The sequence below is a fragment of the Kribbella sp. CWNU-51 genome, from assembly GCF_054073265.1.
Window position 1 is genome coordinate 78,451 of record NZ_JBSXMZ010000057.1, and the last position, 22,762, is coordinate 101,212.

Below are 22,762 nucleotides of genomic sequence, written 5' to 3' on the forward strand. Positions count from 1 at the left end.
GGCGAGGCGTGCCTAAGAATAGGAGGTTGCCGTGATCGTCGTGTACGGCGCGGGTGGGATCGGGTGCTATGTCGGCGGGCGACTCGCGGCGACCGGGGCTCCGGTGACGTTCGTCGGGCGGCAGCGGATGGCCGACGTACTGGCCGAGCACGGGCTGCGGCTGACCGATTACCTCGGTGCGGATCTGCGGGTCGACACCGTCAGGTACGAGACATCACCGGCCGCGGCTGCGGAGGCAGATCTCGTGCTTGTGACGGTGAAATCCGGTGCGACCGAGGAGGCGGCCGGCCAGTTGGCCGGCGTACTCAAGCCGGGTGCGCTGGTGGTCAGCTTCCAGAACGGCGTACGCAACGGGGAGGTGCTGCGGGAGCGATTGACGGATCAGGTCGTGGTAACGGGGATGGTCCCGTTCAACGTGCTGAATCGTGGGGGCGGCGTGTTTCACCAGGGCACGGAGGGTGCTCTCGACATCCAGCGTCATCCGGGACTGGCGCCGTACCTGGATGCGTTCGCGCGAGCTGGGCTGCCGCTCCAGCAGCACGACGACATCCTGCCGGTGCAGTGGGCGAAACTCTTGCTGAACCTGAACAACCCGATCAACGCGCTGTCGAACCTGCCGCTGCGAGACGAGCTGTCGCAGCGTGCCTACCGCCGCTGCCTGGCTGCAGCCCAGGCCGAGACGCTGGGATTGCTGGACGCCGAAGGCATCGAACCGGCCAAGCTCCTGCCGGTCCCGATGCACCGCTTCCCCGCGATTCTCCGCCTGCCCGACTTCCTGTTCCGCCGCGTCGCCGCGAAGATGCTGGCGATCGACCCGCTCGCCCGCACGTCGATGTGGGAGGACCTCGAGGCCGGCCGCCCGACCGAGATCGACTACCTCAACGGCGAAGTCGTCCGCCTCGCCGACTCCCTCGGCCGGCCGGCGCCCGTGAACAGCAAGCTCGTCGAGCTGATCCGCGCGGCCGAGACCGACCGGCGTCCGTGGTCAGGCCCCGACCTCCTCCGCGAGCTTCAGCGGTAGCGGCGCCCGCAGGTTGATGCTCACGGCGCCGTAGGTGAAGCCTAGGTGCTCGTTGAGCCGGCGCATGTTCTCGTTGCCCTGCTGGGTCCAGGTGTACACCTCGGTGATGCCATGCTCGGCCGCCCACGCCATGCTGGTCCGCTTGAGGGTTGAGGCAACCGCCTTCCCGCGCCACTCCCGCCGTACGGCGGTGTAGGCAACCTCGGCCCGCTCCGGCCGATCGGTGTCGAGCAGCAGACCGGCAACACCGATCACGTCATCGCCGGCGATCGCGAGGAACATCGCTGCCGGGTCGTTGATCCACTCGGTCGCCCACTCCTCCGCCGAGACCTCGACCGGCGTCGGCGTATCCATGTCCGGCAACGTCGGCAGCGCCACGTGCTCGTACGCCGTGGCCCACAGCTCCGGCCGCTCGGCGACGGCCACGATCTCGTACGCCGTTGGCGGGTCCGGCCAGGATTCGTCGCCGATCGGGCGGACCTGCTCGACCTGCCGACCGGTCTCCTCGAATCCGAACCGCTGCCCGAACGCCAGCGATCCTTCGTCCTCCACGCCGGCGCCTACGACCGTGTAGCCCTGGGCTGTGGCGTGGTCGGCCAGCGCGCTCAGCATCTGCGTGCCGACGCCCTGTCGCCGCGCTTCCGGACGCACTCGCGGCGCCACGAACCCACGACCGGCCTCGTTGGACCGATCCGACAATCCGTTGGCGACGACTGTGCCGTCCCGCTCAGCCAGGAGCAGCAGCCGGTGCGGAGTCTCCAACTCCCGCAACTCGGCGACACTCGGACACCGCTCGTGCGGCAGCACCGCGATCCGCACCTGACGCCACGCCTCGTAGTCCGCGTCGGTCTCGACCGCCCGGATCTCCATCCCACCCATCCCTCCAGAGTGCCTCAGCCGAGGCCGGTCCGCATCGCATTTTGTGTCTCAATATCTGAGCTGATTCTTCTCGTATGATGATCACATGAAGACCTACGACGTAGCAGTCATCGGTGGCAGCGTGGCCGGCCTCCAGGCCGCCCTGACGCTGGGCCGGGCGCGGCGACGAGTCCTGCTTTTCGACGACGGCAACCCCCGCAACCGCACCGCCGACCACGTCCACAACTACCTCGGCGCCGAGAACCCGTCCCCCGCCCACCTCCTCGCAACCGGCCACCACCAACTCGAGCAGTACGACGTCGAGGTCCGGGGCACCCGGGTCGACGAGGTGTCTGTGGATGGTGACGGATTTGCGGTCGGCTCGGACCGGGTACGGGCGGTTGTGCTTGCGACCGGGTTGCGAGACGAGTTGCCGGATGTGCCTGGTGTCGCGGACTCCTGGGGGCGGTTGGTGGTGGCGTGTCCGCACTGTCACGGGTGGGAGGTACGCGACCAACCCCTTGTACAGCTCGGGATGCGGGGTCTGCCGGACCGATCCGTCGCCCGTGCGCTTCTGCTCAGCCGATGGAGCAGCGACGTGGCCTTGTGCACCGACGGCGACGAGCTGACCGACGAGCAGCTGACCAAGCTCGGCAAGGCCGGTGTGCAAGTCCGCACCGAGCGAGTCGAGGCCGTGCACCCCGGAGACGACCAGGTCCGCGTGCTGCTGACCACTGGCGAGGCACTACTCCCCCGCGCCCTGTTCGTAGTCGTCCGCCAGCACCAGCAGAGCGACCTCGCCGAGCAGCTCGGCTGCGAGATCGTGGACGGCGCGGTCTCGGTCGACGGCAGCGGCCGCACCGCTGTCCCCGGTGTGTACGCGGTCGGCACGACAGCCGCGCCAGCCCTCTTCGCGATCGGAGCCGCCGGCCAGGCAAGCACAACAGCCGTAGCCCTGCACGCCGACCTGCTGGAACAGGAGCTATAGGCGGGCAGCGGGTGGGAGGAGAGTGGCGTCTGCGAGGGGCCAGGTGGTGGGCGTTGGACCTAGGCGGTCCAGTTCGTCCAGTTGGAGGAGGCACCACGGAGAAAGGTCGGGGACGGCGCGCACGGTCGGCCAGTCGGCCCAGCGGTAGGACGCGACCTCCGCGGGATCGGGGGTGGGGTCGCCGGTCCACCAGACGCGGTAGACGGGGCACAGTTCGTTCTCGACCACGCCGGTCGGCATCTCGGCGCGGTAGCGGAACTCGGGCAGCACCAGCTCGATCGCGTCCGTGACGATCCCGAGCTCGTCCGCGAGCCGCCGTCGTACCGCGTCCGGGACCGGCTCGCCCGGAAGTGGGTGCCCACAGCAACTGTTGGTCCACACCCCCGGCCAGGTCGGCTTGTCCATCGCCCGTTGGGTCAGCAACACCCGCCCGTCCGCGTCGACCACGTAACTGGAGAACGCCAGATGCAACGGCGTCGCCGCGTGATGAACCGTCGCCTTCGCCTCGGTCCCGATCGCCCGGCCACCCTCGTCCAGCAGCACAACCCGCTCCTGCGTCACACCCAGGAGAGTAGTCGGAATAGGCAATTCCTACCGATGTGAGCAGGGCGCTACCGCCCGTAGAACGGTGGCATGGATTTCAGCAGCCTCGAGCGGGTGCCGTACGACGTGAGCTCGCCGACCACCGCGGGTCTCTACCGCGGTGGCGGACGCTTCGTGAAGGTGCTCCGCTCGTACTGTGACTGGCCGATGCTCCCCCTGCTCTCCGACGACTTCCGCGCCCTCGCGCTCGGCACCGCCCTCTGGCGCTACGAGGCCGACGTCTACCTCGACGGCTTGGCCGACTCACTGCCCTCCGGCCTGCGGCTGCCCGCCCTGTACGACGTCCACGAGCCGGACCCGGATCACGTCGTACTGATCCTCGAAGACGTCAAGACGACCGACGCGCCCTGGGATCCCGAGCGCTACGGTCACGCAGCGGAACTCCTCGGCCGGCTCAACGCCCGGCTGACCAGGAACGACGCCCTCCCGGCACCGGTCGACCGTACGCCGGGACGCCTGACGCGGGCGATGGTCGATGGGCTGGTCCGCCCGCTCGTACTCCCACCGCTGCTGGACAAGGCAGCCTGGACGCGTCCCCTGCTCGCCGAGGCCGACGACGTACGCCGTGGACTGACCGACCTGGCGGCGCGCATCCCCCACCTCCTGGACGACCTCGCCGCGCGACCGCAGGTGCTGAGCCATGGCGACGCGTGCCCCCAAAACCTGCTGCTACAGAAGGACGGCTTCGTCGCGATCGACTGGTCCCCCGGCGGAATGGTTGCCGCAGGCGACGATCTCGGTCAGCTCCTGATCGGGCGGGCCCATCAGGGTGCGCTCGGCATCGACGAGTTCGCCGTACTGCGGGAGCTCGTCATCGACCGTTACCACGAGGGACTCGTCGCCGAAGGATTCGGATCCATCACGCCGAACGACGTACGCGCCGGCCTGGACGGCTCGCTGCTCCTGCGCAGCGCCTTCCTGTCATTGCCGATCGGGCGCCTGGCCGAGCCGATGACACCAGAGCTGACGGAGCTCTTCCGGCAGCGCGTGGAATTAACCCGATTCCTGCTCCTGCTCACGGCTGCTAGCCTGACGCCGTGATCAAGCGATGCGTGACCTATCGACCGGCTCTGGGAGGGGCCGGCATTCGGTAGTCCCCACAACTCGCTCCACCCAGAGCCTCCGAGACAGGAACCAGTTCCTGTCTCTTTTTTGTTGCCGGAGGCGCTGTCGGTTCGAGGGTGCCTCGTCTCGAGAGGAACTCCCATGAGCACAGTGCTGGACCGGTTACGTCGTACCACCGACTCCATCGTCGGCGAGGCCGACCTGAGCGAACGGCTGGCGTCCGGGCGGCCGCTGCGGATCAAGTACGGCGTCGACTGCACCGCGCCCGATCTCCATCTCGGCCACGCGGTCAACCTGTGGATGATGCGGCAACTGCAGGACCTCGGCCATCAGGTCGTGTTCCTGCTCGGCGACCTGACCACGCGGGTCGGCGACCCGACCGGCCGCTCGGAGACCCGGCCGGTGCTGACGCCGGAGGAGATCGAGGCGAACGCGCTGTCGTTCCTCGAGCAGGTGTCGCTCGTGCTGCGAACGGATCCCGCAGTGTTCGAGGTACGCCGGAACTCCGAGTGGTACGACGCGATGCGGGTGGCGGAGCTGTTGAGTCTGTTCGCCCAGGTCACGCACGCACAGCTGATGAGCCGGGACATGTTCCGGGACCGGGTCGCCGCCGGGCGGGAGATCGCCGTCCACGAGCTGATCTACCCGGTGTTGCAGGGATACGACAGCTTCGCGATGCGCAGCGATCTCACCATCGTGGGCTCGGACCAGTTGTTCAACGAACAGCTCGGGCGGCATTTCCAGCAGCGACTCGGCGCCCCGCCGCAGGTGGTGATCACGACGACGATCACGCCCGGCATCGACGGTCGCGCCAAACAGTCGAAGTCGCTGAACAACTACATCGGCCTGACCGACAGCCCACGGGACAAGTTCGGCAAGCTGATGAGCATCCCGGACTCGCTGGTCGAGCCGTACGCCCGCGTCTACACCGAGCTGCCGCTGGAGACGGTGGCCGCGCTCGAGGCCGCCGCCGCGCACGGCGGTCCGCAGGCCCGCGACGCCAAGCTTCGGCTGGCCGCCGCGGTGGTGACGCGCTACCACGGCGCGGGTACGGCGAAGGCCGAGCTGGACGCGTTCCAGCGAACGTTCTCCGACCGCACCCAACCGGAGGACATCCCGGAGATCGTCGTCACCGACACCATCGCGACCACCTTGGACCTGCTGCTCGCAGCCCGGCCTACTGACAGCAAGTCCGTGCTCCGCCGCCTCATCCGCCAGGGCGCCGTCACCGTCAACGGCATCCGCGCGGACGACCCGCTGGGAACCGTCGATCTGACTGCTGACGTAGTGCTCAAGTCAGGTGCCCGCACCTGGCACCGAATCAGACGTCACTAAGCGGATGGAGATGCGGGCTTGCGGCTGGTGACCAACCAGGCGGCCGACGGGAAGCTGACACCTCCTGGCGTGAAGTGCTTGACGAGGGTCCTCCGCAGGTTGGTGATGGCCCGGGTGCGGGTGTCGGCGTCCGCATCGGAGAGCATCCAGCCGAGGACGCCGAGAACGAAGGCTTCAGCGGTACGGACGTCCGGACCCCAGTACATGGACTCCTTCACGGGCTCGCATTCCGGGACGTCGAAGCCTGCTGCCGTCAAGATGTCAGCCACTCGCGCCGGGTCGGCGAAGGCGAACGGGCTCGGTGCGCCAGGGGACGGCGTCGGGGCGACCCGGCCGGCCGCGAGGGCGGTGGTGAGCTCGGTGAACCACGGGTTCTGACTGGGCGCCTGCCACACCAGGAGGGCGACCTGCCCGCCCGGCCGCATCGCCCGCGCCAGGTTGGTGAAGGCCGCGTGCGGATCCGCGAAGAACGTGCACCCGGTGCGGCTCAGCAGCACGTCGTACGACGTCGGCTCGAAGGTGTGCACCTGGGCATCGGCCTGCAGGTACGTCGCGTTCCCTACACCCGTGTCCCGGGCCCGGCGGGCGGCGGTCATGAGCATCGGAGACGAGAGGTCGACGCCGAGCGCCGTACCCGATCCGGCCAGCCAGGCCGCGGCGCGGGTCGTACTCCCGGTGCCGCAGCCCACATCGAGCACATGATCACCGTCGCGGATCCCGGCCGCCCGCAGCAGCCAGTCGTCGTAGCGTTGCAGGCTGTGCTCGAACAGGTCCGCCTGGTCCGCCCAGAAGACTCCTTCCGCGGTGTCCCACGCCCTCAACTGGTCCTCGTTCGCGGGGGCGACCCACGCGATGCCGGTGCTGGTCATCCTGATTCCCCTTCCGTTGCCTGCTCTACGGATCAGCGACGGATCCGGTTCAGCGCACCTGGAATATGGGACGCTTTCCGCGCTGATCCGAGGAGGGGCGAGATGACGATCCTGGTTACCGGAGCGACCCGCAACGCCGGTGGGGCGGCTCGACGGCGTCACGGGAATCTTCCTGCTCAGTGGTTACGACCGGGTCGAAGAACTGCTGGCCAACGCGGTGCGAGCCGGTGTCCGGAAGGTCGTGCTGTTGTCGAGCAGTTCCCTCGACGGCGCCGATCTGTCGAACGCGGTCGCCGCCTATCACCACGCGGCCGAGGAGGCCGTGAAGGCGTCTGGGCTGGAGTGGACATTCCTGCGGCCGAACTCCTTCATGTCCAACACGCTGCGGTGGCTCGACCAACTGCACGCGGGTGACGTCATCCGGGTTCAATTCCCCGAGGTGCCGGTCGCCACGATCCATCCACGCGACATCGCGGACGTCGCGGTCCGCGCGTTGCAGGGTGCGGAGGACGGTTCGGTCCTGCGACTCACCGGGCCTGTCGGGCTCACGCCGGTCGAGCAGGTGGAGATCCTCGGCCAAGGCATCGGCCGTCGGCTGACGGCGTACCCGATGAGCCCTTCGGAGACGCACGACGCGCTGTTCGCGTCGATGCCGCCGCCGTACGCGAGCGCGATCGAAGGCTTCTTCGGCGACGGCACCATCGACGAGACGTCGGTCAACGACACCGTCGCGAGGGTCTCCGGGCACGCGCCGCGGACGCTGCAGGAGTGGGTCCGGGAGAACGCGGGCCTGTTCGTCTAGACCTCGAGGCTGTCAGCTCAGCGTGGCTGCCTTGCGCAGCAGGACTGAGCGTTCGCGCTGGTTGGCGCACAGCCGGGCCGCCAGCTCCAGCTCGGCGCGCGCTTCCGGTCGCCGTCCGAGCCGGGTCAGCAGCTCACCGCGTACGGTCGGGACCAGATGCGAACCGGGGAGCCGGTCCGATGCGATCAGTTCGTCCACGATGGCCAGCGCTTGCGCCGGGCCTGAGGCCATGGCCACGGCGACGGCACGGTTGAGCTCGACCACCGGCGAAGGCGCGACCCGGCCGAGTGCCTCGTAGAGCACCACGATCCGGTCCCAGTCGGTTGCCTCGACCGAGGGCGCCGACGCGTGGGTCGCGGCGATCGCGGCCTGCAGGCCGTAGGGGCCGAGGCCGCGAGTCGATGCCTTGGCCAGCGCGGCCAGCCCGCGGCGGATCGCCGAGATGTTCCACCGCCGCCGGTCCTGGTCCTCGAGCAGGACCGGCGAGCCGTCCGGGCCGGTCCGGGCCGGGAAGCGCGCGGCCGTCAGCTCGCACAACGCGAGCAGGCCGTGCACCTCCGGCTCGTCCGGCTGCAGCGCGGCCAGTGTGCGGGCCAGCCGGATCGCCTCGTACGCGACGTCGGGACGCAGCAGCCCCTCGCCCGACGTGGCCGTCGACCCCTCGGTGAAGATCACGTAGATGACGCTGAGCACACCGCCCAGCCGCTCCCGGCGCTCGGCGGCCGGTGGCAGCTCGAACGGCACCCCGGCCGCCGCGATCGTCTTCTTCGCCCGGGTGATGCGGGCCTGCACGGTCGGCACGGGGACGAGGAACGCGCGGGCGATCTCCTCGCTGGACAGGCCGGCGACCACCCGCAGGGTCAGCGCCACCCGGGCCTCGCGGGAGAGCACTGGGTGGCAGCTGACGAACATCAGCGCCAGGACGTCGTCATCGATCCTGTCGGGATCGATTTCTTCCTCAACCGCCGAGTCGACCGCCAAGTCGGCCGCCAGCAGGGCGTACCGGTCCTTGAGCGCGGCCCGGCGGCGGATCGCGTCGATCGCCCGCCGCCGGGCCGTGGCCATCAGCCAGCCGGACGGACTGGCCGGAGCAGCGAGTGGCCACGACACCAGTGCCTCGGCCACCGCCTCCTGGGCCGCGTCCTCGGCCAGTCCGAAATCGCCGGTGAACCGGGTCAGCGCGGCAACGATCCGCGCCGACTCGATCCGCCAGACGGCCTCGACGTCGGCCGTGTCCATCAGCTCTGGCCGCTGCTCTCGCGCGAGGCGCCTTCCTTGACGAACTCCCCGCTCTGCTCCGGAACCTCGTCCTCCCCGGGCACCCGCCGGATCTCGATCTTGGACCCGGGGGCCGCCGGAACCCGCTTGGCCCACTCGACCGCCTCCTGCTTCGAGGCGACATCGAGCAGGAAGAAGCCCCCGAACAGTTCCTTGGTCTCCCCGTACGGCCCGTCCGTAACCACCGGGGCCTCGCCGCCGAAGTGCACCACGACGCCCTTGCTGGGATCGTCCAGCCCTTCGGCCCCGACGTACACGCCGGCCTTGGCCATGTCCTCGATGAACACGCGGGTCGCGGTCATCATCTCGTCGATGTTGGCCATCATGGCCGCGTTCGACTCATCGGTGCCCCGCATGATCAGCATGTACTGCGCCATCGCGTTCTCCTCATCCCACGGAGCCGCCTCTCGGCCCTCGCATCCCCAGGTCGAACGAGCGGCCCGCGGATCGACACGGCCCCGGAGATTTTATCGTCGCAGATGTTGTCAGCGAGTAGCGTCGCCCGTGGCGCTTAGCGCGGCGATGTACTCCGTCCCGCTGCAGAGGCTGCCGAAGCGCGGGAAGACGTAGGACAACGCGAAGTCGTGGGCGTCCTGATCCAGACCGGTCATCGCGTCGGTGATGTACACGGTCTCGTAGCCGAGGTCGTCCGCGCCGCGCCCGGTGGACTCCACACCGAAGTTCGTCGCGATCCCGGCCAGCGCCACGGTCCCGATGTCCCGTCGCCTGAGCTCCTCGTCGAGACCGGTCCGCCCGAACGCGCCGACCGTCCCCTTGACGATCTCCACGTCGCCCGGCTGCGGGGCGAGCTCTGGTGCGAACCCGCTCCCGTCGGGCTGGCGGCCGACGCCCGGTCGCTCGACCCGGACGTTCACCACCAGCCCACCGACCGATCGCGTCGCCTTCGCCAGCGCGACGCACCGCTCCAGCACCTCCGGCCCACTCAGCGGCGCCGTCTCCAGCGCCACGATCCGCGGCATCAGGTCGATCAGGACGAGCGCCGTACGACGAGGATCCAAACTGAGCGTGGTCACACCGTCGAGCCTAGGCGGTCACGCAGGCGCTCTGATGCTCGCCCTCGGGCCGACTTCCTGTCCGCAGGCCGAGCCCGCTGATCCGGACCGTTGCGCGGAGGGCCAGACTGGGTCCCGGCACACAACTTGAGACTGCGGGAGATTCGATGAGTTCTGCCAACGCCCAGATCGCCGTCACCGGCCTCGCGGTGATGGGCCGCAACCTGGCCCGGAACCTGGCCCGGAACGGGTTCCGTGTCGCCGTCCACAACCGGTCGCAGAGCCGGACGGACGCCCTGATCGAGGAGTTCGGCCATGAGGGCGAGTTCGTCCCCGCCACCGACCTGCCGGCGCTGGTCGAGTCGCTCGAGCAGCCGCGGAAGATCATCATCATGGTCAAGGCAGGCGAGCCGACCGACGCGGTCATCGACGAGCTGGTCCCCCTGCTCGACGAGGGCGACATCGTCGTCGACGCCGGCAACGCGCACTTCCTCGACACCCGGCGCCGGGAGACCGCACTGCGCGAGAAGGGCCTGCACTTCGTCGGCAGCGGTGTGTCCGGCGGCGAGGAGGGCGCGCTGAACGGCCCGAGCATCATGCCGGGCGGATCACCCGAGTCGTACGCGGCGCTCGAGCCGATGCTGACCAAGATCTCCGCGCACGTGAACGGCGAGCCCTGCTGCGTGCACGTCGGTCCGGACGGCGCCGGCCACTTCGTGAAGATGCTGCACAACGGCATCGAGTACGCCGACATGCAGTTGATCGCGGAGGCCTACGACCTGCTCCGGCACGTGCTGGGGCTGTCCCCGACCGAGCTGGCGGACGTGTTCCTGGAGTGGAACAGTGGCGACCTGGAGTCGTTCCTGATCGAGATCACCGCCGAGGTGCTCAGCCAGGTCGACCCGACGACCGGCGGCCCGTTCGTGGACGTCGTACTGGACCAGGCCGAGCAGAAGGGCACCGGGCGGTGGACCGTCCAGTCCGCACTCGACCTCGGCATCCCGGTCAGCGGCATGGCCGAGGCCGTCTTCGCCCGGTCCCTGTCGGGTGACGTCGTACGGCGATCCGCTGCGGCCGGCGTACTGCCGGGGCCGGCCACGCCGAAGGTGGATGTGGACCGGGACGCGTTCGTCGACGACGTACGGCACGCGCTGTACTCGTCGAAGCTGGTCGCGTATGCCCAGGGCTTCGACGCGATCCGGGCCGCCAGTGAGCAGTACGACTGGAACATCGACCTGGGTGCGATGGCCACCATCTGGCGCGGCGGCTGCATCATCCGGGCCCGCTTCCTGGACCGCATCAAGGAGGCGTACGACCGGAACCCGGATCTGCCCTCGCTGCTCGTCGACGACTACTTCAAGGAAGCAGTCGCCAACGGGCAGGAGGCCTGGCGCCGGGTGGTCGCGACCGCGGCGGCGGTCGGCGTACCGGCACCAGGCTTCTCAGCCTCTCTGTCGTACTACGACGGACTGCGGGCGGAGCGGTTGCCGGCAGCGCTGATCCAGGGTCTGCGCGACCTGTTCGGTGCGCACACCTACCGGCGTACCGATCGCGAAGGCACCTTCCACCTGGAGTGGTCCGGCGACCGCTCCGAAAGCACCCAGTAGACCGCGAGCGCTGCGACGCACAGGAATCCAGCCGCACCGAGGCTGGCCACGTTGAATCCGTGGACGGCCCCGGAGTGCGCGGCTACGGTCCCGGCGACTGTGCTGAGCAGCGCCGTACCGAGTGATGCACCAACCTGCTGTGACGTCATTACCATGGCGCCGGCCACCGCACTATCGGGGCCGGCGCCGAGGGTGGCGGTGCTGTTCGCTGTGACCAGCACCCATCCGGTCCCCAGACCGACCAGCAAGAACACCGGCAGGACGTGGAACCAGTAGTTGCTGTCTGCTCGCAGAAGGCCCAGCAGCGCTAGTCCTGCTGCGATCGTCAGCAGTCCTGGGCAGATGAGCGAGCGCACTGGCGCTTTGGCCAGTAGTGGGCTCACCGCGCGCACTCCTGCCATGAGACCGACGGTCAGCGGCAGGAAGCTCACGCCGGCTCGCACCGGTGAGTAGTACCGGATGTTCTGCAGATAGAAGGTCAGGAAGAACAGGGCGGCGAACATGCCGATGGCCAGGCTGAAGACCGCCAGATACGACCCGCCGCGTCGGCGATCCAAGACGACTCTCAGCGGCAGGAGCGGCGTTCTCACCCGCGTCTGGGTGCTAATGAATGCAACGAGCAAGACGACTCCAGCTATGACTGACCCCAGCGTTGTGAGCGCACCCCAACCATCCGGCTCTGCTCTCGCGAACCCGTAGGTGAGAGCCATGAGGCCGACCGTCGCCAGAACGGCGCCCACGACATCGATCCGCACACCTGGCACCCGCGGCACGGGGCGTACGGCGTAGACGGCTCCGGCGCCGGCCAGTACGGCGACCGGCAGGTTGACGAACATGCACCAGCGCCAGTCGAGGTAGGCGGTGAGTACTCCACCCACCAGCACACCAAGACCCGAGGCACTCCCCATCGCGGTGCCGTAGATGCCGAATGCCTTACCGCGCTCGGCCGGCAGCGGGAAGGACGCCGCGAGCGTCGCCAGCACCGCGGGGGTCAGCAATGCGCCTGCCGCACCTTGCAGGGCACGACCGGTGAGCAGCATCGCCGGACCGGTCGCCGCACCACCCAGCGCCGACGCAGCGGCGAAGCCGGTCAGTCCGATGAGGAGTGCGCGTCTGCGGCCGATGAGGTCGGTCATCCGCCCGCCGACCAGCAGCAGACCGCCGTACGCGAGGGCGAAGAGCGTGATCACCCACTGACGCGTGGGGTCGGACATCTGGAGCGACCGCTGCACGGACGGCAGGGCGATGTTCATAATCGTCAGGTCGATGCCGATCATCAGCTGAGCGGTCGCGACGGCGGCTAGTGCCCACCACCGCCGTACGTCAACCGGCACCTCTGTGGTGGTCACTAGAACATCCCGTTCTGGTTGGCGGCGGTGTCCGGGACGGGCTGCATCACGTCCCAGTGCTCGACGATCTTCCCGTCCGCGTCGAGCCGGTCGACGATCGCCGTACCCGGCTGGCCTGGCACGTGGACGCCGTACATGTGGGCGACGACGTACTCGCAGTCGGCGATCCGGGGGTTGTGCTGCACATATCGGCTGCCGATGAGATCGGCCGCCTTGTCGAAGTCCTTCTGGTTGAGGCCGATCTCGTAGAAATCGAGGACGGTCTGCTGGTTGCGTTCGAGGGTGTGGTCCATGCATCCGTTCCTTAAGTGAACAGGTGTAGTGCTACGACTGTAGGGCAACGTGTGTTGCAATACAATGGGATTCATGGACGCGACCACACCTGCAGCCCGGAGCCGGAATCGCCGGGGACAAGGGGACCTGCTGCGGCGCGACATCATCGACGCCGCCGTGCGGATGCTGAACGAGCTCGGCGACGACGAGGCGCTCTCACTGCGCGCCGTTGCCCGCGAGGTGGGGATCGCGGCGACCTCGGTGTACATCCACTTCGCCGACCGGGACGAGCTCGTCTTCGCCGCGCTCGAGCAGTGCACCGCCGACCTGATCCGCGACCTCGACCAGGCCGAGGCGAGCGGCGGCGACGATCCGGTGGAGCAGCTACGAGCGCGGTTGCTGTTCCTCAGCACCTGGACGAGCGAGTACGCCGGCCTCTACAAGGTGCTGCACGAGAGCACGCTGAACCGGCGGATGCACCTGGCCTTCAAGGCGGAGCTCGCCACCCGCGCGACCGCGGCCGTCCAGCGCTGCATGGACGCCGGCCTCGCGCCGGCCGGCGACGCCGCCACGGTCGCGTTCGACCTCCGCGCCGCTGTGCACGGCGCGGTCTCGATCCGCATCAACGAGCCGGAGGCCGACCTTCCGCCGTTGCGGGATCAGATCGACCGCTTCCTGGTGAAGCTGGTCGGCGTGCGCGCCTGAGCGTGTGCGACTGGGTTTGCGTGACAGGGTTTGCGCGGCTGGGTTTGCTCGAGAGTCGAACGTGTGTTCTAATAAACTCTCAGCGCCGGCCCGCTCACAGCGGGCGATGTTCAGAAGGAGATCGCCGCAACGATGACTGTAGACACTCTGGCAGCAGAAGCGCCGTCCACCGACGCCGACACTCCCGAAGCCTTGGTCCCTTCCCCGGAGAGCACAGCGCCCGACGCTTCCTCTGCCGCTCCCGTCGAGGAGAAGCCCAAGAAGGCTCCCGCCAAGAAGGCGGCCGGCAAGAAGACCAAGACTCTGGAGCTGACCCTCACCGTCACCGGCACCGCCGACGGCGAATGGCACGCCGAGCTCAAGCAGGGCACCACCTTCCTCGCCCGCAACCTCGCCGTCGCAGCCGCCGCCGTCTCCCGCGCCGCCAAGGAACTCCACGAAGACCTCTCCACTCCTATCGACGAGGTCATCGAAGAAGCCCGCGCCCAGCAAGCCGCCAAGGTCGCCGCCCTAGAGGCCGAACTAGAAGCCGCCCGCAAAGCCCTAGCCGACCTCGACTAGCCCGCCGGCCAGCCCCTCGCGCACCCCAACCGCGGTGCGCACCCCACCCACCGGCCCCGCCTGCCCCGCCCCACCGGCGCATCCCGACCACTCGCGCCCTGAGCCGATCAGGCGACCCCAACCACCCCGCGCACCCCAAACACCGCACGGGGCCCGACCAGCGACCCGCTCGTCTGGATCAACCCGCTCGCCCGGGTCCGATCCGCTCGGACGCGCGGGATTCCCAGCGGCTTGGCCGGTGGCCGTCCACCTTCCCTGGACGACCACCGGCCCAGCCCATCGTTGCCCAAGGCAACACTCAGCGCCCCGACACCCGGCTGACCGTACTGCCATCCGGTGACGTCTCAGAACCGGCAGCCAGCCGACCGGTAACCGTGGCAGCAAGAAGCGTCGTAGTTGCGAGGACCGCCACCAACGTCCAACGAGCTGCAGTGTTGCTCATGCCCAAATCGTCCCGCCCCCACCCACCCCACCGGAACACCCGGCCACCGCTTTCAGGGCCCACTCCGGGCCTCTCTCCGGCAAACTCCTGACCCCACCCCCGCACCCCACCCTGCCAACCCGCACCCCACCGCCAGCAACTTCTCAACCACCTGCATCTCCCGCGCCCGGGAGCGTCTGAACCATTCCCACTGCCCCGGCCCAGCACGCCCGAGCAGCCCCCCGGTCCAGCACGGTCTCCAGCAACCCAACGGCCTCGTCCGGGCACGGTCACGATCACCCGCAGCCCCGGGCTCCCCATCCCTCCGGTCCGACAGTCTCGAACAGCCGCAGCGCCCTGCCCGAGCGCCTCAACCAACCCACTGCCCGCGTCCGAGACGGTCTCGAGCACCTGCAGCTCCTGGCCCTACACGGTCTCCAGCAACCCCACCGCCTCGGCCCGGCACGATCCCGAACAACCCCAACCGCCTGGACCCGGCACGGTCACGAGCACCCGCAGCTCCCGGCGCCTACCACCTCCCGGGCCGGCCGTCTCGAACAACCGCCGCGCCCAGCCCGCAGCCCCGCGTCTGAGACGGTCTCGAGGGCCTGCAGCTCCTGGCCCGGCACGGCCTGCAGCAACCCACTGCCTCGGCTCAGTACGGCCTCCAGGAACCCAACCGCCTCGGCCAGCACGGCCTGCAGCAACCCAACCGCCTCGGCCAGCACGGTCGCGAACAACCTCACCGCCTCGGCCCGGCACGCTCTCGCGAGCTGCAGCCCCGGCATCTGCAGTCGCTGGCCAGGGGGTCTCGAGGAACCGCCGAGCGCTGGCGGGGGGCCGCGACCAACCCGAGGCCCGCGTCGGAGGTGGTGTCGAGCACCTGCGTGCGCTCCGGCTCCGAAGTGTCTCGGCTAACCTCCATGCGCTGGTCGAGCAACTCGCGGGCCTCGGGCGGAATCGCGTCGGTGAGGCCGGAGTCTTCGGGTGGGAGCGGTTGCGGGGACGGCTTACCACCGCCTGCGAGCACACTGTGGAGGGAACGGGAAGTGAACTAGGTGTGACGGAAACGGCACGCCGCAGGTGTGGGCGGGGGTGGTGGATTGGCTTACGGTAGGTGCCTGGGCCGGTCCGCAGGGCCCTGACCGCTCCGCGTCGAGAAGGGGTCAGATGAGCACTTTCGAGGACTTGGGTTCGCTGCTGATGGTGCGCGGCGCCGACGAACTCGACCACGCGGGCGGAAGCGTCTACGTGCATCTCCATCGGGTCGCCAAGCGCCTCACCACCTTGGGCGCATCCGACACCCTCGTCCTGGCCGGCCTCGCCCACGCAGCGTACGGAACCGATGGTTTCCCCACACACCTGTTCGACTGGCAGACCGAGCGCCCGGTCCTGGAGTCCGTCATCGGCCCTGAGGCGGAGCTGATCGTCTACCGCTACGGCTCCTGCGAGCGCGAGACCACCTGGCGCGACCTCGCCGAACACCACACCGTCACCGACCGCTTCACGGGTACGTCGGAGGAGCTCAGCACCGCCGACCTCCGCGACTTCGTCGATCTCACCATCGTCAACGAACTCGACGTCCTCGACCACGCGCCGGCCCTGGCCCCGAAGCTCCGCCCGTTCCTCCAAGAGCAAATCCCCCGCTGGCAGTCCCTGGCCTCCCCCGCCGTCCTCGCCGAATCCCAGCGCCTCCTGCCTCTGTAGCCCGTCAACAGCCCGAGTGCTCCCCGACGAGATCGCTGAGCAGTCCGCCTCGGGCCATCGCCGTACCCACACACGCCACGCTTGAGGCGGCGGTCAGACTTGGCCCGTGAAACGGTTCCTGCGCCGGGTGTTGCTGGCCATCCTCGGCTTCTGGCTGATCGTCACGGCAGCATCGCTCGGCTACAACGCCTTCACCGGCGGAACCGTCGCACCCCCATCCGGACTCAAGTTCGTCGAGGCAGGTGACGTCAACACCCGCTACGACACTTGGGGTATGACGGGAACGCCGGTGGTGCTCGTCCACGGCGCGGCCGAGTCAGTCGACACCTGGTCCCGGCTCGTACCGCTGCTGGCGACCAACCACCCCGTCTACGCGTACGACATCACCGGATACGGCTACAGCCAGCGCAAAGCGCCGTACACCATCGAGCATCTCGCCAGTCAGCTCCTGGGCTTCCTGGACGCGATGCACCTCGGCGGCCCCGGGCAGCCGCGGCCGATCCTCGTTGGCCACTCGCTCGGCGCCGGCGTCGTCGCTGAGGCCACGCTGGAGGCACCGACTCGCGTCGGCGGAATCATGTTCCTCGACGGCGACGGTCTGCCCCTCCCCGGCGGCGGTCCTGGGCTGCGGCGCGTGATCGTTCCGCCGTACCGCACGACTCTGCTTCGCCTGGTCCTGGGCTCCGACTCGCTGATCCGCAAGATCTACAACAGCGCCTGCGCCCCCGACTGCCCTGCACCGGATGTCGACCAGTGGACCCGCCCCTTCCGCCAGCCCGGCGCCGAAAAAGCGATCTGGCAAATGACAGCCCACGGCATCCCCGCAGTCTCCGCCGACCGCCTGACCCACCTCCGCGATCTCCCGATCCCCAAATCAGTAGTCTTCGGCGCCCTCGACACCGACGGCGGCAACCCCACCGAAACCGCCACTCGCATAGGCGCCCCCACCTCCACCCTCATCCCCAACGCCAACCACCTAACCCTCATCTCCAGCCCCACCCAGGTAGCCACCGCCATCAACGCCCTCCACTAGTGCCGCGTCAAGCAAGGTTGAGGAGGTAACCCGGAGCGACCACCATCCCGAAGCCGAACCCGGCGGCCAGGTGCGGGGTTCACCCCTGATCTGGTCCCTTCACCCCCGGGATGCGGTGGGTAGAAGGGTGCAGTTGCGAGGTTCGCCCCTGAAATTGACCGGGCGGAAGGCAAGCGCGGTAACGACCTCGACGTTTCTTGGCGCGCCACTAGCCACCCACCGACGACCCACGGCTAAGCCCCAGACCACGCCGCGGATAGCCCGCGAAGCGCCTCCGGAAGACCACGATGCCGGCCGGACGGGCGCATCGACATCCGCCGGCCTCCCGGCCACAACCACACCACAATCGGCGAACGGCGCCCACGGCGCACGGCGCAGGGCCGCGCCACCCTCGCCAAGCCCTTCCACGTGCAGGCGGTGGACACGAGCGGGCGGCGGGCGGGTCTGTACCGCCCACAGAGCCCTCACCTACAGCCGGAGTACGACGGAGGGCCAGCCCGCGGCATCCCGCAGCGGATCGGCCAGCCCGGCCACCAGCGGCCACCCGGGAGCCCTCCCTACCGCAGTTGGTGTGTCGGAGGGCAGGAAGCCGATGCCGACCCGGGACGGATGCCCGCGAGCCAGGTGCACTGCCGAGTGGAAGCACCTGCGTGGATGGGCCGGCTTATGGGTTTCTGGAAAACGGGTGGGTGGAGGCGGATGATCGGGGTATGGCCCTATATGAAGTGGTTGCTCGCGCTCAGACTGATCGACGGCTGTCCGACTCCGACTATCTCGAGCTCGCCTTCAAGTCGTGGGCTCTGGACAAGGGCATGCGGTTCCAGCGGATCGAGGATCTGCCCGACGGCACGATTGCTGTCGTTTTGCAGCAGAAGCTCTCGCCGCGGAAGCACGACACCGCGTGTGAAATGGCGAACCGCAGCCTTGCCCAGCTCGGCATCCCTGCCAGCCAGGTCCAGCAGATCGACCTTCTCCGCATGACCCGCAAGGGCGGCCGCGACTTGGTCCGCTCCTGGGTCGGCCCGAACAACCCGCCTGGCCCGGACACCTCCGGCGACCGCGAACCTCGGCGCCCGAAGCCCGCACCTCCACACCTGCAGGCATCACTCGAACTCCCCCGCGATTGACGGGGCGTCCACGAATATCCCGATCAAGCGTGGGCCACGTATGAGCGCGTCGGTTAAGGGGTGAAGACCTCGAAACGGGTGGCGTACTTGGTGCCTAGGCGGGTGCCGGCGGGGCGGGAGGTGCCTTCCAGGAATTCTTCGGGGTCGAAGTGCGGCCAGTTGAGGCCGTCGATGTAGGCCTTGTGGGCTTTGAGAGACTTGACGCCGATGTCGAAGGTGTCGGTGGTGTCCGCGGCGTGGCGAGACTGTGGGGAGCCGGCGGCCCAGACCTGGCGTACGCCGGCCCAGCGGTCGCCGGCTTCGGGGAAGATCCAGCGGTTGGCGGCGTCGCGGACCGCGTCGAGGGTGGCGTGGCCGGTGTTGATGTGGTCGGCCTGGTTGAGGAGTACGTCGCCGTCCCAGGTCCCGCGGAAGTTGTTGGTGATCACGATCTCGGGCTGGTGCCGGCGGATCACGTCCGTGATGACGCGGCGGAGCGCGACGCCGTACTCGATGGTGCCGTCCGGCTGACCGAGGAACTCGACCATCGAGACGCCGACGATCCGCGCGGACTCGATCTGCTCAGCTTCTCGCAGCGGACCGCATTCGGCGGGCGCGATGCCGTCGATGCCCGCTTCGCCGGACGTCAGCAGGCAGTACCCGATCTCCTTCCCCTGCCCGGTCCACCGCGCGATCGCCGCCGCCGACCCGAACTCCAGGTCGTCCGGATGCGCGACCACAGCCAACGCCTTCTGCCAGTCCTCGACTACAGGCTCGAGCCCCTCCACAGAGTTCATGTCCGCAGGCTAGCTCCCGCCGCACCACCTCGTGAACATGCCTGCCCGAACAGGAAGCGGCCGAGGTGGGACCGGCGGTTGGTTAGCCGAAGACTTGGCGGGTGTAGGGGTTTTCGAAGATGTGGTGGGGGTCCAGGCGGGTGCGGACGGCTAAGTAGTCGTCGAAGTGGGGGTAGCGGGTGCGGAGATCCTCGGCGGTGAGGGTGTGGAGTTTGCCCCAGTGGGGACGAGCGTTGTAATCGGAGACGATGCGTTCGAAGGCTTGGAAGTACGGGTCGTGGGGCAGACGGTGGTACTGGTGGATGGCGATGTAGGCGGTGTCGCGGCCGTACGCCGTGGAGAGCCAGATGTCGTCGGGGGCGGCAACGCGAACCTCGATCGGGAACGGGATGCGGGCGCCTGACGTGTCGATCCAGTCGCGGAGGCGGCGGATGACGTCGACCACGTTCTCCCGGGGTACGGCGTACTCGGATTCACGGAAGACCACGTTGCGTTCGGAACAAAAGACCTTGTACGACGCGTCGACGTACTCGCGGGCCGAGAGGGCGCGGGACGCGATGCGGTTGATCCGGGGAACCAGGCTGGCTCGTCGGACCGCCAGTCGGTTGGTCAGCTCGAAGACCTTGTTGGACAGGAGTTCGTCGTCGACCCAGCCGCGGACACGGCCGACCGGGGACGGGCCGACGCCGGGCCCGACGCGGTTGTTGCGCTTGGTCAGCGCGATGTCGGTGTGCGGGAACCAGTAGAACTCGAAGTGATCGTTGCTGTCGGCAAGTTCATCGAAACCGTCGAGGACATCGCCCAGCGGGAGCGGCATCTCCTGGGCGTGAAGGAGGAAGGCCGGCACGCACTGGAGGGTGAGGGCGCTGATCACGCCGAGGGCGCCGACCGAGACGCGGGCTGCGGCGAAGACGTCCGGGTTCTCCTCGGCTGAACAGTGCAGGACTGAACCGTCGGCGGTGACCAGGTCGAGGGCTACGACCTGTGTCGCAAGGCCGCCGAGCCGGGCGCCCGTGCCGTGGGTGCCGGTAGAGATCGCGCCGGAGATGGTTTGCTTGTCGATGTCGCCGAGGTTCGCCATCGCGAGGTCGAAGGCGGCCAGGCCGGAGTTGAGTTTGCGCAGGCCGGTGCCGGCCCCGACGGTGACGCGCCCGGAATCCTTGTCTGCATGGATGATCGAGGACAGGCCGTCCATCCGGATCATCACCTGCTCGGGCACGGAGCAGCCGGTGAACGAATGCCCGGCGCCGACGGCCTTGAGCTTCTTGCCTTGCTCGGCGGCGGACTTCACCGCTGCGGCGAGCTCGTCGGTCGATGACGGGCGGAGGATCTCGACACCCGTGGCCGACTCGGTGCCGGCCCAGTTCCGCCAGGTGCTCATCCGAAGTTCTTCCCCTCGCCTCGGTAGGTGGTGAGGTCGGTCAGCTCGTCGCCGTCGATCGCGTGTATGACATCGAATCTCTCCAGCATTTCGCCCGCCTTTGCATAGCGCATCCAAACTCTGTCTCCAAGATGCAGTGCATCGGCGGAACTCCCAAGGACCGGAGTCTGCACTTCTCCGGCACCTTCTGTGCCCAATAGCTTCAATCCGGACGGCCAGGCCGGCGATGGCAGGCGTGACTTCTTGGCTGGGCCGGAGGCGACGTAGCCACCGCCGAAGAGTGTGGCGATCCGTGGGGCAGGACGCCGTACGACGTCCAGTGCGTAGGCGACTGCGTGTTCCGGCTGGAAGACGTCGTACTTGTCGAACAGGGTGGGGCCGTAGAGGCCCGAGCCGGCGGTGACTTCGGTGACTACCGGGTCGGCGCTGCTGACCTCGAGGCTGCCGGTGCCGCCGCCGTTGACGAGCCGGAGCGGCGCGTACTGCTTGACCGCGTCGACGACCGCGCCGCGGCGGTCGGCGAGTTCGGCGGCGGAGCGGCGCTTCACCCAGCGGACGGCGGGTGAGGTGTCGGCGAGGCCGGCGATCTGGGCCTCGTAGAACATCACGCCGGCCAGTTCGAACGCGTCGTCGGCGGCGACTGTGCGGGCGAGTCCGGCGACGTCCACGGGGGTTCGGAGGGGTGAGCGGCGTACGCCGAGGTGCTGGCCGAAGACGCGGAGGGACGCGTCGACGTCGAGGCAGACCTGGATGCGCGCGCCGCCGGCGGTGACCGACTTGATGAACGCCAGGTGGTCGGGTGAGTCGATCATGAGTGTGATGCGGGCGGCCGCCTCGGGGTCCTCGGCGAGAGCGCGCAGGGCGGTGCGGTGGGTGGTCGGGTAGCCGAGGAGGATGTCGTCGACGCCGTTGTGGGCGAGCCAGAGGGCTTCCGGGAGGGCGTAGCTCATCACACCGTGGAAGCCGGGGCGCTCGAGTGCGGCGGCGATCAGGGCGCGGCAGCGGACTGACTTGGACGCGACGCGGATCGGCGTACCGGCGGCACGGCGGACCAGATCGTCAGCGTTGCGGCGGAAGGCAGCGAGGTCGATCACCGCGTACGGCGCGTCGAGGTCCGCGGTCAGGCGGGCATACCGGTCGAAGTCACCCATAACCGGAGTGTAGGACAAACAATACTGAAAGGTAATACAGCTTCTAGCTCGAGTTGACAGAGCACGGCGCGTCCGGAGCCAGAGGTGGTGTAAGCCGGGGCTCGTTATGGAGTGTCGATGGTGGCTTTGAGGGTGGGGATGACGGATTGGGCCCAGGGGGATTGGGATTCGGGGTGGGGGGAGGTGGTAGCCAGGAGGGCGACGGTGGCGCCTTGGAGGGTGGAGATGTCTACGTAGGACTCGGCGCCGGCGTAGGTGCGGGTCGCGGCGGTGGCGGTGTTGTCGGACCAGAGCTGCTTGACGGAGAGGTCGCCGCCGGTGCCGCAGGCGGTCATGCGGGCGTGGTAGCCGTCGTAGTAGGTCTTGGCGTTGGTGGAGTTGGCGAAGCGGAGCAGCAGGGCCGTGGCGGGCAGGGCGTCGGCGGTGCGGTAGGTGCCGGCCAGGGCGTACTGCGGGACTGGGAGAGAGCCGGTCACCGGCGCGCCGGAGCAACCGGAGGGTAGGGCTTCGAAGGCGGCCTGGTGGGGGTCGCGTTTGCGGGTCCAGGTGTTGTTGCCCAGGAATCCCGCCTCGGCGCCGCCCGGATCGGCGTACGTCTTCCAGCCGGCGCCGAGCTTCTCGGGCGCCGGGAGGTTGCGGGCACTCAGCGGTCCGGCAGTGGCCGGCGGTGGTGCGGTTGCTTGCTCTGGAAGCTCAGGCGGCACCGCGGCGTCGGTCGGCTTCACAGTGCTCAACGTGTTGGTGGGCACTGGCACCGTCCCGCCTACAGTGCTCGGAATCGGAGTGGCTGCGGTAGGAGCAGCCTGAGGTGACCCAGAGCTGCAGCCCGCCAGCAACAG

At 68.8% G+C, this 22,762-nt stretch carries 24 protein-coding genes; 11 read left to right on the top strand and 13 right to left on the bottom strand.

Going from position 1 to position 22,762, the window contains the following annotated elements; genetic code table 11:
* Positions 1-31: 31 nt before the first annotated feature.
* Positions 32-1,021: a 2-dehydropantoate 2-reductase gene (locus tag ACXC9Q_RS39360; RefSeq protein ID WP_457061921.1), complete on the top strand. Its 990-nt coding sequence runs from the start codon at positions 32-34 to the stop codon at positions 1,019-1,021.
* Here ACXC9Q_RS39360 and ACXC9Q_RS39365 read toward each other — a convergent pair.
* On the bottom strand, positions 986-1,900 hold the full coding sequence (locus ACXC9Q_RS39365) for a GNAT family N-acetyltransferase (RefSeq protein ID WP_457061923.1): 915 nt from the start codon (positions 1,898-1,900) through the stop codon (positions 986-988). The genes ACXC9Q_RS39360 and ACXC9Q_RS39365 overlap by 36 nt on opposite strands.
* An 85-nt stretch (positions 1,901-1,985) precedes the next feature.
* Here ACXC9Q_RS39365 and ACXC9Q_RS39370 point away from each other — a divergent pair, with 85 nt between their 5' ends.
* Positions 1,986-2,867 (top strand): NAD(P)/FAD-dependent oxidoreductase, encoded by an 882-nt coding sequence (locus tag ACXC9Q_RS39370; protein ID WP_457061924.1) that lies wholly within the window; start codon positions 1,986-1,988, stop codon positions 2,865-2,867.
* On the opposite strand, the gene idi is transcribed toward ACXC9Q_RS39370, so the two are convergent.
* Complete coding sequence (gene idi, locus ACXC9Q_RS39375) at positions 2,862-3,428, bottom strand: isopentenyl-diphosphate Delta-isomerase (protein WP_457061925.1); 567 nt, start codon at positions 3,426-3,428, stop codon at positions 2,862-2,864. The two genes, ACXC9Q_RS39370 and idi, sit on opposite strands and share 6 nt — an antisense overlap.
* Positions 3,429-3,500: 72 nt before the next feature.
* Between idi and ACXC9Q_RS39380 the strand changes: the two genes are divergently transcribed.
* Together ACXC9Q_RS39380 and tyrS are read left to right on the top strand one after the other, a co-directional pair.
* A complete protein-coding gene (locus tag ACXC9Q_RS39380) occupies positions 3,501-4,511 on the top strand; it encodes a phosphotransferase (protein WP_457061927.1) in 1,011 nt (336 codons plus the stop codon).
* Between the two features lie 165 nt (positions 4,512-4,676).
* Positions 4,677-5,870, top strand: coding sequence for a tyrosine--tRNA ligase (gene tyrS, locus ACXC9Q_RS39385; protein WP_457061929.1), 1,194 nt, complete (start codon positions 4,677-4,679; stop codon positions 5,868-5,870).
* Here tyrS and ACXC9Q_RS39390 read toward each other — a convergent pair.
* A complete protein-coding gene (locus ACXC9Q_RS39390) occupies positions 5,867-6,739 on the bottom strand; it encodes a class I SAM-dependent methyltransferase (RefSeq protein WP_457061931.1) in 873 nt (290 codons plus the stop codon). The genes tyrS and ACXC9Q_RS39390 overlap by 4 nt on opposite strands.
* Before the next feature lie 139 nt (positions 6,740-6,878).
* Here ACXC9Q_RS39390 and ACXC9Q_RS39395 point away from each other — a divergent pair, with 139 nt between their 5' ends.
* A complete protein-coding gene (locus tag ACXC9Q_RS39395) occupies positions 6,879-7,541 on the top strand; it encodes an NAD(P)H-binding protein (RefSeq protein ID WP_457061933.1) in 663 nt (220 codons plus the stop codon).
* A gap of 12 nt (positions 7,542-7,553) precedes the next feature.
* On the opposite strand, the gene ACXC9Q_RS39400 is transcribed toward ACXC9Q_RS39395, so the two are convergent.
* The 3 genes from ACXC9Q_RS39400 to ACXC9Q_RS39410 all read right to left on the bottom strand — a co-directional run bounded on the left by ACXC9Q_RS39400 (position 7,554) and on the right by ACXC9Q_RS39410 (position 9,853).
* Positions 7,554-8,780: an RNA polymerase sigma factor gene (locus tag ACXC9Q_RS39400; RefSeq protein ID WP_457061934.1), complete on the bottom strand. Its 1,227-nt coding sequence runs from the start codon at positions 8,778-8,780 to the stop codon at positions 7,554-7,556.
* Entirely contained in the window at positions 8,780-9,196 is a 417-nt protein-coding gene (locus ACXC9Q_RS39405; protein ID WP_457061936.1) for a YciI family protein, read from the bottom strand. Before ACXC9Q_RS39405 ends, ACXC9Q_RS39400 begins: the two co-directional genes overlap by 1 nt.
* A gap of 108 nt (positions 9,197-9,304) precedes the next feature.
* Positions 9,305-9,853 (bottom strand): isochorismatase family protein, encoded by a 549-nt coding sequence (locus ACXC9Q_RS39410; protein WP_457061938.1) that lies wholly within the window; start codon positions 9,851-9,853, stop codon positions 9,305-9,307.
* Positions 9,854-9,999: 146 nt separating this feature from the next.
* Between ACXC9Q_RS39410 and gndA the strand changes: the two genes are divergently transcribed.
* Positions 10,000-11,439 (top strand): NADP-dependent phosphogluconate dehydrogenase, encoded by a 1,440-nt coding sequence (gene gndA / locus ACXC9Q_RS39415; protein WP_457061940.1) that lies wholly within the window; start codon positions 10,000-10,002, stop codon positions 11,437-11,439.
* Here gndA and ACXC9Q_RS39420 read toward each other — a convergent pair.
* Complete coding sequence (locus tag ACXC9Q_RS39420) at positions 11,367-12,788, bottom strand: MFS transporter (protein WP_457061941.1); 1,422 nt, start codon at positions 12,786-12,788, stop codon at positions 11,367-11,369. The two genes, gndA and ACXC9Q_RS39420, sit on opposite strands and share 73 nt — an antisense overlap.
* Positions 12,788-13,081: a nuclear transport factor 2 family protein gene (locus tag ACXC9Q_RS39425; RefSeq protein WP_457061943.1), complete on the bottom strand. Its 294-nt coding sequence runs from the start codon at positions 13,079-13,081 to the stop codon at positions 12,788-12,790. The genes ACXC9Q_RS39420 and ACXC9Q_RS39425 overlap by 1 nt, the downstream gene beginning before the upstream one ends.
* Before the next feature lie 73 nt (positions 13,082-13,154).
* On the opposite strand from ACXC9Q_RS39425, the gene ACXC9Q_RS39430 reads away from it, so the two are divergent.
* Entirely contained in the window at positions 13,155-13,766 is a 612-nt protein-coding gene (locus tag ACXC9Q_RS39430; protein WP_457061945.1) for a TetR/AcrR family transcriptional regulator, read from the top strand.
* 132 nt (positions 13,767-13,898) lie between these two features.
* Entirely contained in the window at positions 13,899-14,327 is a 429-nt protein-coding gene (locus tag ACXC9Q_RS39435; RefSeq protein WP_457061947.1) for a DUF6319 family protein, read from the top strand.
* 924 nt (positions 14,328-15,251) lie between these two features.
* On the opposite strand, the gene ACXC9Q_RS39440 is transcribed toward ACXC9Q_RS39435, so the two are convergent.
* Positions 15,252-15,536, bottom strand: coding sequence for a hypothetical protein (locus ACXC9Q_RS39440; protein ID WP_457061949.1), 285 nt, complete (start codon positions 15,534-15,536; stop codon positions 15,252-15,254).
* A 382-nt stretch (positions 15,537-15,918) separates the two neighbouring features.
* Here ACXC9Q_RS39440 and ACXC9Q_RS39445 point away from each other — a divergent pair, with 382 nt between their 5' ends.
* From ACXC9Q_RS39445 to ACXC9Q_RS39455, 3 genes are all read left to right on the top strand, one after another.
* Positions 15,919-16,455 (top strand): DUF6817 domain-containing protein, encoded by a 537-nt coding sequence (locus ACXC9Q_RS39445; protein ID WP_457061950.1) that lies wholly within the window; start codon positions 15,919-15,921, stop codon positions 16,453-16,455.
* A 106-nt stretch (positions 16,456-16,561) separates the two neighbouring features.
* Positions 16,562-17,488 (top strand): alpha/beta fold hydrolase, encoded by a 927-nt coding sequence (locus tag ACXC9Q_RS39450; protein ID WP_457061951.1) that lies wholly within the window; start codon positions 16,562-16,564, stop codon positions 17,486-17,488.
* A gap of 710 nt (positions 17,489-18,198) precedes the next feature.
* A complete protein-coding gene (locus ACXC9Q_RS39455; protein ID WP_457061953.1) occupies positions 18,199-18,615 on the top strand; it encodes a hypothetical protein in 417 nt (138 codons plus the stop codon).
* 53 nt (positions 18,616-18,668) lie between these two features.
* Here the strand turns inward: ACXC9Q_RS39455 and ACXC9Q_RS39460 are convergent, their stop codons facing one another.
* From ACXC9Q_RS39460 to ACXC9Q_RS39475, 4 genes are all read right to left on the bottom strand, one after another.
* Positions 18,669-19,391, bottom strand: coding sequence for a PIG-L deacetylase family protein (locus ACXC9Q_RS39460; protein WP_457061955.1), 723 nt, complete (start codon positions 19,389-19,391; stop codon positions 18,669-18,671).
* 82 nt (positions 19,392-19,473) lie between these two features.
* Positions 19,474-20,772, bottom strand: a complete 1,299-nt coding sequence (locus ACXC9Q_RS39465) for a D-arabinono-1,4-lactone oxidase (RefSeq protein ID WP_457061957.1) — start codon at positions 20,770-20,772, stop codon at positions 19,474-19,476.
* On the bottom strand, positions 20,769-21,923 hold the full coding sequence (locus tag ACXC9Q_RS39470) for an amino acid deaminase/aldolase (protein WP_457061958.1): 1,155 nt from the start codon (positions 21,921-21,923) through the stop codon (positions 20,769-20,771). Before ACXC9Q_RS39470 ends, ACXC9Q_RS39465 begins: the two co-directional genes overlap by 4 nt.
* Positions 21,924-22,027: 104 nt before the next feature.
* The gene (locus ACXC9Q_RS39475) at positions 22,028-22,648 is read right to left on the bottom strand and encodes a hypothetical protein (RefSeq protein WP_457061959.1); all 621 of its coding nucleotides are present in this window, start codon (positions 22,646-22,648) and stop codon (positions 22,028-22,030) included.
* Positions 22,649-22,762: the final 114 nt, after the last annotated feature.